A 15,020-nucleotide genomic window follows, 5' to 3' on the forward strand; every position below is an offset into this window, starting at 1 on the left:
AAAACGATGAGTACATCAAAATTTACAGATAAACAATTGCAAAGTGTTATAGGTAATGTTTTACGCTATGGCGTATTAAGTGCCTTAACCGTAACGATACTTGGAGGAATTATTCTGCTCCTTAAAGATTCACAACAAACTGTCTCTTTCTCCACCTTTGTTGAAAAAGATCAAAATCTTTTTGTTGTTTTTAAAACAATTCTCAGTGGTATTAAAGAATGGAATGGCGAATCCATCATCTTTTTGGGTGTGTTATTATTATTTCTAACACCTGCTCTGCGTTTGGTGTTATCTTTATTCTCCTTTTTTCTAGAAAAAGATACCCTATACGTTATCATAACTTTGATTGTAATTTCGGTTATCATTCTTAGTTTGTCTTTCGGTTTTTCCCATTAATTTACCTACATTTGTTTTTGCTAACCCCCCATTGAATATGATTGAATATGTCTATTAAAGTAGAAAATATTAGTAAATATTACGGCGAACAACAAGCGCTTAAGGCGATAAGTTTTACCGTACCCAAAGGACAAATTGTTGGTTTTTTAGGTCCTAATGGAGCGGGAAAATCAACACTCATGAAAATACTAACGACCTTCATTCACAGTGACGAAGGTGTGGCCTATGTCAATGAATACAATGTATCGACTCAAGCCAAAAAAGTACAACAATCCATTGGTTATTTACCAGAACACAATCCGCTGTATTTAGACATGTATGTTCGCGAGTATTTACAGTTTAATGCTTCTATATACAAAGTAAAAAAAGAGCGCATTGAAGAGGTTATTATACAAACAGGTATTACACCTGAAGCACATAAAAAAATAGGGCAACTATCTAAAGGGTATCGTCAACGGGTAGGGCTTGCAACGGCTTTATTGCATGATCCTGAAGTGCTCATTTTAGATGAGCCTACAACGGGTTTAGATCCCAACCAATTGGTTGAGATAAGAGAGTTAATCAAAACGGTGGGTAAAGATAAAACAGTTTTTCTTTCTACTCATATTATGCAAGAAGTAGAAGCCATTTGTGAACGTGTGATTATCATTAAAAAGGGGCAGATCGTTGCTGATCAATTTTTGGATACCCTATTAGAAAATCAACAGGAGCAAATTATTGCTGTTGAATTTGACTTTAAGATAGAAATCGAATTTATTGATAAAATCCCTCATCTGATTAAAGCAAATCACATCCACGATGCACAATGGGAACTTGTTTTTCCAACAGATCAGGACTACCGAGCTACGGTGTATGATTTTGCGCAACAACAAGGATTAAAAACACTGTCGTTGCAACCAAAGAATAAAAATTTAGAAAAACTTTTTCACGAATTTACAACTACAGATACGAACTAATATTCATAAAAAAAGAGCTTTTAAAGCTCTTTTTTTATTTTTTATACTTTGAATAAACCATTAATTTCCGCGTCAATTTTATCGATAATAAAACCTAGGTCTTCTGGATTATCAACAAAATTTAACTCATCTACATCAATGACTAACAATTTGCCTTTATCATATCCTTTGATCCAATGCTCGTAGCGATCATTCAATCCACTTAAATACTCAATAGAAATAGAGTTTTCATATTCTCTGCCTCTTTTGTGAATTTGTCCCACTAAATTAGGTACCGAACTTCTTAAATAAATTAATAAATCTGGTGCAGCAACTAAGTCTTGCATCAAATCAAAAAGGGAAGAATAGTTTTTAAAATCGCGATTGGTCATTAAGCCCATCGCATGCAAGTTCGGAGCGAAAATATGAGCATCCTCATATATCGTTCGATCTTGAATAATTGTTTTTCCACTTTGTCTAATTTGAAGCACTTGACGGAAACGACTATTCAAAAAATAGACTTGTAAATTAAATGACCAACGATCCATTTGATGATAGAAGTCATCCAAATACGGATTATCGACTACATCTTCATAATGCGCCTCCCATCTATAATGTTTGGCTAATAAATCTGTTAATGTTGTTTTTCCCGCCCCAATATTTCCGGCAATTGCTATGTGCATTACGGTAATTTTATTTGATAATTATTTACTTTCTGTTCGGCAAAAATACTCAATTTTTGAGTGTTATAAAAGAAGCTTAAAATGCTTTTTACCTCAACTTTAATTTCATATTGTTTATTCTTCTCCATATCAACATAATACAGCTTATTTAGATACGAATAAAATACCTGTTTATTATTTAGAATCTGAATCTGATCATAGGCGGAGGGCAAGGTGTAGTTTAAAACTTCATTACCGTAAATATCAATTCCAATAATTTGATTAGTAGAAGTAACACGATACAGGTAATTTAAGGTAGATTGATACGTCTTGATTGAATTTTCTTTGATCGTATAAATATTGCGTACCTCCAAAGTACTTAGATTGTAACGCAAAACACTTTGATTCGCTTGATTGACAATCCACAAATTTTTCTGCGTACTTGTTCCGATATAAATCGGATCCATTGCTGAAAATCGACCATTTAAATCAATAGTATTCAACAAAGCGAGCTCCTTACTCAGTAAAACAATTGAATTAAAATCACTATAGAATAGTATGGGAAATAAAGCATTGGTTAAATCAACCATTTTTAAGGTCCCTAGTTTAGGTAAACTGAAATTTTCCGAACTGTATTTACTTCGCTTACGCAAGCTATTTTCTTCTTTTGTAAAGGTATTATCAAAAATATCCTTGCCTATAAAAATCTCTTTTTCTTTGAGTGCTTCACTATTTAAATAATGAGCAACAAGGGTATCTTGTGCTACTGCGGATAAACTAGCACAAAGAATAAGAAAAGCGATAAAATTCTTCATATTTACTTTCGAGTAAAGGTTTGAAAAGTAAAAGCATAGGCGTGTTTTTCATCTTGTGGATGATAATTTTCCTTCTCCAATTGCCAGTCAGAAGTTGAAAATTCAGGAAAAAACGCATCTCCATCAAAAGAAGCGTGAATTTGAGTTAACTCTAATTTGTCAGCTAAAGGCAGCGCCAATTTATAGATCTCACCACCGCCAATGACAAAAACTTCCGCTTCCTTTTTCGTATATTCCAATGCTTCTTCCAAACTGTGTACAACCACGCAATTATCTGGAACTACATAGTCTTGTTGCCTTGTAATAATCACGTGGGTTCTATTAGGTAGGGGCTTCGGAAAAGACTCAAAGGTTTTACGCCCCATTACGATATAATGATGGGATGTTACTGTTTTAAAATGCTTAAAATCATCGGGTAGATGCCAGATGATTGCATTGTCTTTACCTAATACATTATTCTCTGCTACAGCAGCTATAAGCGTAATCATTTTTTACGGTTTTAGATCTTCTTGATTTAAATCGCGTTTTACATCTACTAAAGGAAAGTCTTTTTCAACTTTAGCGCGTAATTCCCTAATTTTTTCTTGTTGTAGGGCTATCAAACGTTCAATTTCACGTTCTTTCCAAGCGGGTCCCATAAAGCGATTAACAACTAAAACATTGATAATATGAAAGACGAGTAACAGCGCCCAAGCTCCTACCGCATACGTCCACCAAACCCCAACAAGTTGTGGGTCCTTTACCCACATATTGATTCCATACAAAACCATGGATCCCAATACAAAAACAACCAAATGAAATAACAGCATTTTTCGCTGTTTGATTCGATGTTTTGCATATTCATACTGTTTAATTGCTTCCGTTTTTTCCATAGCATTTTTGGATTAGAAATTATACAGATACTTTCCCTTTAATAGCCGGATGTGATACGTAATCTTCTAACGTAAAATCTTCATAAGTAAAGCTAAAAATATCTTTTACATTCGGATTAATTTTCATTTTTGGCAAAGCATAAGGTGCTCTACTTCGTTGTAAATTCACTTGTTCGATGTGGTTGTTGTAAATGTGAACATCGCCAAAGGTGTGAATAAAATCGCCTGCTTCTAAATCGCAAACTTGGGCAACCATAAGGGTTAATAAAGCATAAGAGGCAATATTAAAAGGCACGCCTAAAAACACATCTGCACTTCGTTGATACAATTGACAAGACAGTTTTCCGTCTGCCACATAAAATTGAAAAAACGAGTGACATGGAGGTAAAGCGGCTTTATTATTGGCTACATTTTCTGCAAAAGAAACACTTGTATCGGGTAATACACTTGGATTCCATGCCGAAACCATAATACGTCTACTATCTGGATTATTCTTTAAAGTGTCTATAACTTCTTTAATTTGATCAATTCCCTCTCCATTCCAATTGCGCCATTGATACCCATATACAGGGCCTAAATCGCCATTTTCATCGGCCCAATCATCCCAAATACGAACGCCATTTTCTTTTAAGTATGCAATATTAGTCTCTCCCTTTAAAAACCATAAAAGTTCGTGAATAATCGATTTTAAGTGTACTTTTTTAGTAGTAACTAAAGGAAACCCTTCCGCTAAATCAAAACGCATTTGATGACCAAAAATACTCTTAGTTCCCGTTCCTGTGCGATCTCCTTTTTGCACGCCTCTATCTAAAACTTCTTGTACTAAATTTAAATATTGTTTCATTACTTCCTTCCTTTAATTCACTATGATCGCTTACTTATTTCATCTCTAATTCTCGCTGCAGTTTCGTAATCTTCATTGCCAATGGCTTCCTTTAGTAAGCGCTGCAAATCCTGTAAACCATATTTGCTATAGCCTTTGCCCTTGCCCTCAATATCTAATTCTAAAAACTGTTCTACCTGACTTGCGATATCGTCATCTGCTGATTCTTCCTCTTCTATTTCGGGATTTCCATTTAAGATAATTCCCGCCTTATTCATAATATCAGGATAGGTATAAATAGGAGCAAAAAAACGAATGGCCAAAGCAATGGCATCTGATGTACGAGCATCCATAACTTCTTCTACGCCATTTTTCTCCCAGACTAAACTTGAAAAAAATACGCCATCTATTAGTTTATGGACAATTACATGTTTGAGTTCAATATCAAAAGTGTCTGCAAAATTCTTAAATAAATCGTGAGTTAGCGGTCTTGGAGGTCTAATTTCTTCTTCGATAGCAATGGCAATAGCTTGTGCTTCAAAGGCTCCAATAACAATAGGCAATTTTCTATCTCCATGCTCTTCATCTAAAATAAGGGCATAGGCTCCATTTTGTGAATGGCTATAAGAAATTCCTTTAACTGTCAACTTAATCAAACTCATAATCTTCTTTATAAAACAAAAAACAGTAACTAAATCAAAGATAAACAATCTTCGGAATTTAGTTACTGTCTGAATAAATTATCTAAATCAAAAAAACTAATTAAGCATTTTTCGCTTTAAATTCCTTTAATTTTTCTACTAATTGAGGGATTACTTGAAAAGCATCTCCAACGATTCCGTAATCAGCCACTTTAAAGAAAGGTGCTTCTGGATCTGTATTGATTACTACTTTTACTTTCGATGAATTTACTCCAGCAATATGCTGAATTGCTCCTGAAATACCAACAGCAATATAAAGATTTGCCGCTACTGGTTTTCCTGTTTGTCCAACGTGTTCTTCATGTGATCTCCATCCCACATCAGATACTGGTTTTGAACAAGCTAAAGCTGCACCTAAAACCTCCGCTAAATCTTCTAACATTCCCCAGTTTTCTGGTCCTTTCATACCGCGTCCTCCAGATACAACAACATCTGCATCTGCAATGGTTACTTTTCCAGATACTTTTTCTACACCTTCTACTTTTAAGCTAAAATCAGCCTCATTTAAACTTGGTGCAAAATCCTCAGTTGCTGCTGCACCTGAAGTTTCTACTAATCCGAATGAGTTTTTCCCAAGCGCAAGTACTTTAACCTCTGAAGAGATTTCAGTAAAGTTGAATGCTTTATTCGAGAATCCTGTTCTTTTTACTACAAAGGGTGATGTACTTTCTGGTAAAGCGACAACGTTTGATGCAAAACCTGCATCTAAACCAACTGCAACTGCTGGTGCTGCATATAAACTATTCGTTGAAGATGATAATACAACCAATTTAGCGCTTTCTTTTTGAGCCGCTTGTTTGATTACATCGGCAAATGCTTTAGCGTTGAAAGTATTTAATTTGTCGTTCGATACTTTCAATACTTTATCAACGCCATATTTTCCTAATTCGCTAACATCAGAAGCATTAACCGTTACAGCTGTAACTGTTGTTCCTAATGAATCTGCTACTTTTTTCGCATAAGAAGCTAATTCTAATGCTACTTTTTTAAATTTTCCTTCTGCTGATTCAGCATATATTAAAACTGACATACTTTTTCTTTTTACGGTTAAAACTACTAGATTAGATAACTTTTGCTTCGTTGTGTAACAGGTTGATTAACTCATCCAAGTTATCTGGAGCAATCATTTTACAAGCTGATTTTGCTGCTGGTTTTTCAAATTTAACTGCTTTCGTTCCAGCTTCAGCTCCTACAGGCTCAAGAACGGTTAGTGCTTTTGTTCTAGCCGCCATGATTCCACGCATATTTGGGATACGCAAATCTTTCTCCTCTACTAATCCTTTTTGTCCTCCAATAACAAGAGGTAATTTTCCAGCTATCGTTTCTTTACCTCCATCAATTTGACGAATTGCTTTAACTGCTGTTCCGTCAACTTCAATGCCTTCACATGAATTGATGAAATCAAATCCCAAAGTTGCTGCTAACATACCTGGAACCATTCCACCATTATAATCTAAAGATTCTTTTCCAGCTAATACTAAATCATATCCACCGTTTTTTACTACTTCTGCTAGTTGTTTGGCAACAAACAAACCATCTGTAGGAACTGCATTTACGCGAATTGCTTCATCTGCACCAATTGCTAATGCTTTTCTTAAAGTAGGTTCTGTATCAGGTCCGCCAACATTAACTACCGTTACTGTTGCTCCTTGCTTTTCTTTAAACCAAATGGCACGTGTCAATGCATATTCATCATTAGCATTAATCACAAATTGCACTCCATTTGTATCAAACTCAGCGTCACCATTCGTGAAATTGATTTTTGATGTAGTATCAGGCACGTGGCTGATGCAAACTAATATTTTCATTATTATTATAGTTTTTTGTTTTACAATATTACTTGTGAACGAAAATAAGAATTAATTTTCAATATTTTACTATGCAAGCATACTAAAATGATGTATGTTAACAAAATAAAATAGGGTAAATCAAGTAATTATTAAATAGGTTTATTAGGATTTCGAGCTTGAAATAGTCATTCTTCGAAATAAAAGACAAAAAACTAAAAAGTTACTAATTTGTATCTTCCTCCATTTCTTCGTAATTCACAAAAAAAAACTCTGATATATCCATCCACTAAATGCAAAAAAATACCCTTAAAATTTATTTTCTTGTTCAATCTAGTCCGCAATCCCCTTTCCTTCCTCTCCTGCTTTGATTGGTATTCTTTTGAGGTTTCTTCAAGATATAGTCAACATTCCTTCAACAAATAAGTCTTTAAGCCTATAAAACATGGGCGATTGTTGAAGAATTGTTGAAGAACTTCTTTACCAAACACAAAAAAGCCCTGAAAAAGCAAGACTCTTTCAGGGCTTTTCATTTACTTGATTGAACTGTATTTTAGCTAAATCAAGTCTAACAAAAAGTAATTATTTACATTGAAATACTAGCTACTAGTATATTCCCGTTCGCTTTTGAGGTTTTAATTACCTTACCATCTTGAATAATTTCTAGCGTTAAAACGCCCGTTTTATCTTCATGATCAATTGTTTCACCCGTAACTGAAACTACAACCACTTGTTTGCCATTGAATGATTTAGACCATTCTTTTTTACCTAAGTCTGCTATTGTTTCTGTAGTACCTCCTTCAACAACAACAATATTGTTCAATACTGCATTGTCCGATGTTTTAGCTACAATTTCATAGGCTCCTTGTTTTGAATCCGATGAACTATCATCGCTACTACATGAATAAATCCCCATAGATACGATTGCACATACAAGTGCCAGCTTTGCTTTTCTTAACATACTCAACTTTTTTTAATTATTACAAAACAAATAAAACAACTATTCTCAGTATGTACAAATTTTTTACTTAAATCAGTAAAAAAACATCGCATTGTGTAATTATTCTACACAAAAAAGGATAATTAATCCACAATACATCAACGCAACTCTATAGAGATTTCCACTAAAAACATACAATTCACAAAAAAAAACCTAAACCAGGTACAACCGCTAAATGAATGTTCTTTACAATCCGTTAAAAAAAACAAAACAGAATATAACATAAGTGAGGGAATCATATTTTTTCATACTTTTGCTGGTATTGAATAATTTTACGGAAAATTAAGAACTTATGAGAACGATTCAATTTAGAGAGGCCATATGTGAAGCTATGAGCGAAGAGATGCGTCGCGATGAAACGATATATCTAATTGGAGAAGAAGTAGCGGAATATAATGGTGCATATAAAGCTTCAAAAGGTATGTTGGACGAATTTGGTCCTAAACGCGTAATTGACGCACCAATTGCAGAACTTGGTTTTTCAGGAATTGCTGTTGGTTCTGCTATGAATGGAAACCGCCCAATTGTTGAATTCATGACCTTCAACTTCTCTTTAGTAGGAATCGACCAAATTATAAATAACGCAGCAAAAATGCGTCAAATGTCAGGGGGTCAATTCAATATTCCTATTGTATTTCGTGGACCAACTGCTTCAGCTGGTCAATTAGGTGCAACACACTCTCAAGCTTTTGAAAACTGGTTTGCCAATGTACCTGGTTTAAAAGTAGTTGTTCCTTCTAATCCTTATGACGCGAAAGGTTTATTAAAAGCAGCTATTCGCGATAATGACCCTGTAATTTTCATGGAATCTGAACAGATGTATGGAGATAAAGGTGAAGTTCCTGACGGAGAATACACGATTCCATTAGGGGTTGCTGAAATCAAAAAAGAAGGAAAAGACGTAACCGTTGTTTCTTTTGGTAAAATCATCAAAGAAGCGCTTATAGCAGCTGAACAATTAGAAAAAGAAGGTATTTCTTGTGAAGTAATCGATTTAAGAACAGTACGTCCTTTAGATCAAGAAGCGATTCTTACTTCAGTAAAGAAAACCAATCGTTTAGTAATTCTAGAAGAAGCTTGGCCTTTTGGTAGTGTCTCTTCAGAAATCACCTATTTAGTTCAAGAACAAGCCTTTGATCATTTAGATGCACCTATTCAAAGAATTACTACTGCAGATACACCTGCGCCTTATTCACCTGTATTATTAGAACAATGGTTGCCAAATGCAACGGATGTAATCAATGCAGTAAAAAAAGTACTATACAGATAAACTTTTTTAAGTAAAAAAATATTGTATATTTGAATTACTCCATCTTATTTTAATAGGATGGAGTTTTTTAGTTTACTCCTATATTGACTATGAAAAAAAAGATATTATTTTACCTAACCTTTCTTTTATTAGCTAGTTTGCAAGGCTTTGCACAAACAAAGGTAAGTGGTAAGATTAAAGACACGAATCAATTAGATGTAGCCTATGCTAGTGTCTATTTCAAGAATTCTACCCAAGGGGTAATTGCGAATGAGCTTGGAAAGTTTTATTTGGAAACTGAAAATAACTACGATACTTTAGTTGTTTCTTTTGTGGGATATAAAACGGCTTACATTCCCTTAAAACCCCGTAGTAACCTGGATTTAAGCATTGTTTTAGAAGAAGATAATATGCTGGAAGAGGTGCGTATTTTTACAGGAAAAACATCTAAAAAGAACAATCCAGCGCTCGATATTTTGCGAAAAATATGGGAACGAAAACGAAAAAATGGGTTGTATATGTTTAGTCAATATGAATTTGACAAATACGAAAAAATTGAATTTGATTTAAACTCCATAGACAGTACCTATCGCAAGAAGAAACTCTTCAAGGGTATGGAATTTATCTTTGATCAAGTTGATACCAATAGAATTACGGGAAAAACGTATCTTCCTATTTTCATCAATGAAAATATCGGCCAAGTGTACGGTGATAATATTGACAATAAAAAAATAGAAAAAACACTTGGAAACAAAAATTCAGGTTTTGATACCAATCAACATATCATTGAATTTGTAAAAGATTTATATGCTGAATACAATATCTACAACAATTACATCAAGATTTTTGACAAAGATTTTGTCAGTCCTCTCTCTCGAACTGGAATTAACGTATACAACTATGTCCTAGCAGATAGTGCTTTTATTGATAACAAATGGTGTTATAATATTGTGTATTATCCTCGTAGAAAAGGAGAGCTTACGTTTAAAGGAGACTTTTGGGTGAATGACTCCACTTTTGCTATTAAGAAAATCAACATGGAAGCCAGTCGGGATGCCAACATCAACTGGGTTAAAGAAATTTATATTGAACAGGAATTTGATGTTCTAAACGATTCTGTTTTCTTATTGACCAGAGACCATTTTATGTCTGATTTTGCGCTTTCTAAAAAAGAAGATTCGAAAGGTATTTATGGCAAGCGAACTACGGTCTACAGGAATCACGAGTTTAATATCAAACACCCAGATGAGTTCTACAAAAAAAATGTAAATGAATACGATGAATCCATCTATGCTAAATCGGACGACTTTTGGCAGAGTTATCGCTTTGAGCCGCTGAGCAAAGACGAATATGGAATTTACAAGATGTTAGATACCCTAAAAACAGTCCCTAAATTTAGGTTCTTGTTTGATCTTACCTCAACCATCGCAAGTAATTACTACAATATACCTAAATACAAATTTGACTACGGTCCTATATTCTCCAGTTTTGGTTATAACGATATTGAAGGTATGCGTCTCCGTGCCGGAGGACGTACCTATTTTGGTCCGAATGACAAGTGGAGATTGGAAGGTTACGGGGCTTATGGCTTTAAAGACAATAAATTCAAGTATGGGATTAGCGGAAAAGTATTACTGCATAGCCCCTCTCGTTTCATTCTCTATGGGGGAAATCGTCGAGATGTAGAACAAATTGGCGTAAGCTTAACAGAGACGAACGATGTTTTAGGTCGAAGTTTTGCCTCGAGTTCTTTATTTGCCAGTGGAGACAATTCAAAACTTACGGATATTAATCTATCTACAATTGGTCTAGAATTGGAGCCTGTTAAGAACTTGCGCTTACTTACAACTTTTAGTTATCGCACCTTAAAACCCGCATCCGAAGTCTTTAATCTGGATTATTACGTAGATAAAGAACATACGATTATCTCGAATGAAACCAAACAATCCGAAGTAGAAATGGCTATTGATTATACGCCTGGTAAACGAACGATTGGTTATGGAGTAGATCGAAAAGAAATTGATCAAAAATATTTAAAATTATACCTTCGATATAGCCATGGTTTTAAAGGTGCATTCGACAGTAATTTTCAATATGACAAATTGCAATTGTACGCGAGAAAACCTATTTTATTAGGTGGTTTCGGAACCTTTACAACTACCTTTGAGGCAGGCAAAACCTTTGGTGAAGTTCCTTTAGGACTACTTAGTGTTGTGCCAGGTAACCAATCCTGGTTCAATATTGAAAATACATTTGCCAACTTAAACTATTATGAGTTTGTAACCAATGAGTATGCTTCTATCCACTTAGAACACAATTTTGGTGGCCGATTACTTTCGAGAATTCCCTGGTTTAGAGACCTTAACCTAAGAGAAATCGTCGGTATTCGAGGAATTTATGGTAAGATTTCACAAGAAAATATTGATCTGAATGCCTCTCAATTAGTATACAAAGCACCGGAGGATTTTTATTATGAATACTATGTAGGTATTGGCAATATCTTTAAGGTTTTTAGACTCGACCTAAGTTGGAGAGGAAATTATATGGATATGCCTGATGCGAGAAGATTTGCAATTCGAGGTTCTTTTGGAATTTATTTCTAATAGTTAGGAATAAAACTTGGTAAACCGTACGAATTGAAGTATTTTTGCACCCATTATTAAGTTTTTTGATTCTAAAAAATAAATGAATATGAGTACATTCGAAACTTTTGATGCCTTTGTTGAAATCCCAGCAGGTAGCAGAAATAAATACGAATATGATTTCGATTTAAAGCGATTGAGATTTGATCGTTTACTTTACTCAAACATGAGATACCCAGCAGACTATGGTTTTATTCCAGAAACTTTAGCTTTAGATGGAGATCCACTTGATGTATTAGTATTATTTACAGAACCTTCTCTTCCAGGAATGGTGGTTGAAGTAAAACCAGTTGGAATTTTCTATATGGCTGACGATAAAGGACAAGATGAAAAAATTCTTTGTGTTCCAGTTTCTGATCCATTAATGAATAAATTAACTGACATCAATGATGTGAATGAGCACTTCAAAAAAGAAGTAGAGCATTTCTTCCAAGTTTATAAAGACTTAGAAAATAAGAAAGTGACTACAAATGGTTTTGGAGATAAAGCAGCTGCTATCAAAATGATTCAAGAATGTAAAGACCGTTTTGATAATTTAGAAAACAAAGCAGAAGGTTTATTCAGCATTCGTTACTAAGTTACTTATCCAAGTATATATAAAAGCTATCTCTAAAGAGGTAGCTTTTTCTATTTCTTCAAACAACCTCCCCCCTTTAGATCTGGTATTAAGTTAGTAAATGAACCTGTTGAAAGCGACTTTTCGTACTTCAAGGTTAGTCCTACAGGTAGGGAATTATTAGGACGCAAATCTAGAATTCGATTCTATATCCCTACGGGTTGACATCCGTAGTTAGATTGTGGTGTCGTCCCTTACTTAGACACTTGATCTACAAAAATAGTATTAGCAAAAAAACACCCTTTAACCTTCACTTTATAAATAAAAAACTTATTTTACATATAAGAATAACAAAATAATAGCCTATTTGATTTAAAATCACTATTTTCAATCTAAATTACTTTACATGGAACAGGTTATAAAAATCATCAATAGTGTACTTTGGTCAAATGTTTTTATCCTCTTATGTTTATCAGCGGGATTGTTCTTCACCATCAAAACCAGATTTGTACAAATACGGTATGTTAGAGAAATGATCAAACTTCTTTTTACAGAAGGCTCTTCTGAAAAAGGTGTTAGTCCCTTTCAGGCTTTTAGCATTGCGATTGCGGGTCGAGTTGGCGTGGGTAATATTGTTGGGGTAGCCACTGCGATTGCTTATGGTGGTCCTGGCGCCATCTTTTGGATGTGGATGATTGCTTTTTTGGGCAGTGCCTCAGCCTTTGTTGAATCCACCTTAGCCCAGATTTACAAAGAAGAAAAGAATGGACACTATTGTGGAGGACCAGCCTTTTATATAGAAAAGGGATTGAACAACAAAAAACTGGCTTTGTTTTTTGCTGGATTAACAATTATTAGTTGCACGCTTTTTTTACCAAGTATACAAGGAAATAGCATTGCAATCAGTATAAAAGATGCCTTTGCTGTGCCCCCCTGGATCACTGGACTTGCTATTTGTGTTTTATTAAGTCTTACTGTTTTTGGAGGAACCAAAAAAATTGGTAGAATTGCTCAAATTGTCGTTCCTTTTATGGCCACGGTCTATATCATTATGGCTGTCATTATTATTGCTATCAATGCCAAAGAAATCCCTTCTATATTTGCTTTAATCTTCCGATCTGCTTTCAACCTAGAAGCCACTTTTAGTGGAATTTTTGGAGCAGCTATTGCTTGGGGCGTTAAACGAGGTATTTATTCCAATGAAGCTGGACAAGGAACCGCTCCTCATGCTGCTGCTGCCTCAGAAACTTCACACCCTGTTAAACAAGGCTTAGTACAGGCTTTTTCCGTTTATATTGATACGTTATTCGTTTGCACTGCAACAGCGCTCATGATTCTATTTACTCATCAGTATAATGTAGTGGATGAAGCGGGTCACTATATAATCCAAAATATTCCTGGCGTTGAACCAGGGTCTGCTTATACCGTTAAAGCCATTGGTGTTCATTTCCCTTTATTTGCCAGTCAATTTATAGCCATCGCTTTAACCTTTTTTGCCTTTACAACTCTTATGGCTTATGTATTCATTGCAGAATCCAATTTTAATTATTTAACTTCTAAGCCGAAACTAATACTTCGCTGGACCATGCGTCTAACTCTACTTGTAACTGTATTCTACGCTTCAATTAATAAATCTTCTTTAGCCTGGGGAATTGGAGATATTGGTGTAGGACTCATGGCTTGGATTAACTTTATTGTTATTCTTCTCTTACACAAACCTGCTATTATTGCACTCCATGATTATATGGCACAACTCAAACAAGGAATCAATCCTATTTTTGATCCTCAAAAACTAAATATTAAAAACGCTAGTACAATTTGGCAAAGACTTCTAAAAGAAAGAAGAAGTTAGTTGAGCACATCCAAACTCTTTCCTAACTTTGTGTGAATTTTAAAAAAACAAAGTCATGCATTATACGATCAGACCCGCACAAAAAGAAGATTTTGATGTTGTACCCGAATTAATGTTACAAGCGATGGAAGACATCGTATTTAGTTTTATTCAAAAAGAAGATATTGAAGAAGCCATTAATTTCCTTACTATCCTGTTCAAACAACCTGATAATTTATATAGCTATCAGCATACATTTGTTGCTCTAGATGAAGAAGATAACATTGTGGGATCTATCACAGGTTATAACGGAGATGACTTTTTTAAGTTGAGAGAACCTGTGCTCGAATTGATGAAAAAGCAATACAACAACGATAGGGTACCAGAACCTGAAACAGAAGGCAATGAGTATTATCTAGACACTGTAGCAGTATCTCCTTTAGCCCAAGGAAAAGGAGTCGGTAGTCATTTGCTAAAAACAGCGATAGAATTTGCCAAAGCACAACACTATAAACAGGTGGGTTTAATCGTGGATTTAGAAAATCCTGATGCTTTGAAATTGTATACTCGATTGGGATTTGTTCAAGGCAAGCAAATTGAATTTGTTGGTGGAACATACTATCACATGTATATCACTTTCTAATAAAAAAGGAAACAGCAATTGCTGTTTCCTTTTTTATTACCTTTCTTTATTCCTGAATTGAAACCCACTTTTTGCTAGAGATTCTATATATTTGCCTAAAAATACTAA

The 15,020-nt window shown here is 34.6% G+C and carries 16 protein-coding genes; 7 read left to right on the forward strand and 9 right to left on the reverse strand.

Features of this window, described 5'->3' with window-relative positions; all coding sequences use genetic code 11:
• Window positions 1–6 precede the first annotated feature (6 nt).
• A complete protein-coding gene (locus ACMHJ2_RS14905; RefSeq protein WP_413513665.1) occupies window positions 7–396 on the forward strand; it encodes a DUF1634 domain-containing protein in 390 nt (129 codons plus the stop codon).
• Window positions 397–443: 47 nt separating this feature from the next.
• Window positions 444–1,352 (forward strand): gliding motility-associated ABC transporter ATP-binding subunit GldA, encoded by a 909-nt coding sequence (gene gldA, locus ACMHJ2_RS14910; RefSeq protein ID WP_413513666.1) that lies wholly within the window; start codon window positions 444–446, stop codon window positions 1,350–1,352.
• A gap of 41 nt (window positions 1,353–1,393) precedes the next feature.
• On the opposite strand, the gene ACMHJ2_RS14915 is transcribed toward gldA, so the two are convergent.
• The 9 genes from ACMHJ2_RS14915 to ACMHJ2_RS14955 form a co-directional block, all read right to left on the reverse strand.
• Window positions 1,394–2,014 carry a deoxynucleoside kinase gene (locus tag ACMHJ2_RS14915; RefSeq protein ID WP_413513667.1) on the reverse strand — a complete coding sequence of 207 codons (621 nt, stop codon included), beginning with the start codon at window positions 2,012–2,014 and terminating at the stop codon, window positions 1,394–1,396.
• Window positions 2,014–2,808 (reverse strand): hypothetical protein, encoded by a 795-nt coding sequence (locus tag ACMHJ2_RS14920; RefSeq protein ID WP_413513668.1) that lies wholly within the window; start codon window positions 2,806–2,808, stop codon window positions 2,014–2,016. The genes ACMHJ2_RS14915 and ACMHJ2_RS14920 overlap by 1 nt, the downstream gene beginning before the upstream one ends.
• A gap of 2 nt (window positions 2,809–2,810) precedes the next feature.
• Entirely contained in the window at window positions 2,811–3,296 is a 486-nt protein-coding gene (locus ACMHJ2_RS14925; RefSeq protein WP_413513669.1) for a dihydrofolate reductase, read from the reverse strand.
• A gap of 3 nt (window positions 3,297–3,299) precedes the next feature.
• Window positions 3,300–3,680, reverse strand: a complete 381-nt coding sequence (locus tag ACMHJ2_RS14930; RefSeq protein ID WP_413513670.1) for a 2TM domain-containing protein — start codon at window positions 3,678–3,680, stop codon at window positions 3,300–3,302.
• 19 nt (window positions 3,681–3,699) lie between these two features.
• The gene (locus ACMHJ2_RS14935) at window positions 3,700–4,524 is read right to left on the reverse strand and encodes a thymidylate synthase (RefSeq protein ID WP_413513671.1); all 825 of its coding nucleotides are present in this window, start codon (window positions 4,522–4,524) and stop codon (window positions 3,700–3,702) included.
• Window positions 4,525–4,544: 20 nt separating this feature from the next.
• The gene (locus tag ACMHJ2_RS14940) at window positions 4,545–5,165 is read right to left on the reverse strand and encodes a bifunctional nuclease domain-containing protein (RefSeq protein WP_413513672.1); all 621 of its coding nucleotides are present in this window, start codon (window positions 5,163–5,165) and stop codon (window positions 4,545–4,547) included.
• 100 nt (window positions 5,166–5,265) lie between these two features.
• Window positions 5,266–6,234 (reverse strand): electron transfer flavoprotein subunit alpha/FixB family protein, encoded by a 969-nt coding sequence (locus ACMHJ2_RS14945; protein ID WP_413513673.1) that lies wholly within the window; start codon window positions 6,232–6,234, stop codon window positions 5,266–5,268.
• Window positions 6,235–6,265: 31 nt separating this feature from the next.
• The gene (locus ACMHJ2_RS14950) at window positions 6,266–7,012 is read right to left on the reverse strand and encodes an electron transfer flavoprotein subunit beta/FixA family protein (RefSeq protein ID WP_413513674.1); all 747 of its coding nucleotides are present in this window, start codon (window positions 7,010–7,012) and stop codon (window positions 6,266–6,268) included.
• Window positions 7,013–7,577: 565 nt separating this feature from the next.
• Window positions 7,578–7,952: a hypothetical protein gene (locus ACMHJ2_RS14955; protein WP_413513675.1), complete on the reverse strand. Its 375-nt coding sequence runs from the start codon at window positions 7,950–7,952 to the stop codon at window positions 7,578–7,580.
• A 331-nt stretch (window positions 7,953–8,283) separates the two neighbouring features.
• Between ACMHJ2_RS14955 and ACMHJ2_RS14960 the strand changes: the two genes are divergently transcribed.
• The 5 genes from ACMHJ2_RS14960 to ACMHJ2_RS14980 all read left to right on the forward strand — a co-directional run bounded on the left by ACMHJ2_RS14960 (window position 8,284) and on the right by ACMHJ2_RS14980 (window position 14,912).
• Window positions 8,284–9,261 carry a pyruvate dehydrogenase complex E1 component subunit beta gene (locus tag ACMHJ2_RS14960; RefSeq protein WP_413513676.1) on the forward strand — a complete coding sequence of 326 codons (978 nt, stop codon included), beginning with the start codon at window positions 8,284–8,286 and terminating at the stop codon, window positions 9,259–9,261.
• An 89-nt stretch (window positions 9,262–9,350) separates the two neighbouring features.
• Complete coding sequence (locus tag ACMHJ2_RS14965) at window positions 9,351–11,843, forward strand: DUF5686 family protein (protein ID WP_413513677.1); 2,493 nt, start codon at window positions 9,351–9,353, stop codon at window positions 11,841–11,843.
• Between the two features lie 88 nt (window positions 11,844–11,931).
• Window positions 11,932–12,459 (forward strand): inorganic diphosphatase, encoded by a 528-nt coding sequence (locus ACMHJ2_RS14970; RefSeq protein WP_413513678.1) that lies wholly within the window; start codon window positions 11,932–11,934, stop codon window positions 12,457–12,459.
• Between the two features lie 385 nt (window positions 12,460–12,844).
• Window positions 12,845–14,290 (forward strand): alanine/glycine:cation symporter family protein, encoded by a 1,446-nt coding sequence (locus ACMHJ2_RS14975; RefSeq protein ID WP_413513679.1) that lies wholly within the window; start codon window positions 12,845–12,847, stop codon window positions 14,288–14,290.
• 55 nt (window positions 14,291–14,345) lie between these two features.
• Window positions 14,346–14,912 (forward strand): GNAT family N-acetyltransferase, encoded by a 567-nt coding sequence (locus ACMHJ2_RS14980; RefSeq protein ID WP_413513680.1) that lies wholly within the window; start codon window positions 14,346–14,348, stop codon window positions 14,910–14,912.
• Window positions 14,913–15,020: the final 108 nt, after the last annotated feature.

The sequence above is a fragment of the Myroides odoratus genome (assembly GCF_965118575.1).
Lineage (GTDB): Bacteria > Bacteroidota > Bacteroidia > Flavobacteriales > Flavobacteriaceae > Flavobacterium > Flavobacterium odoratum_B.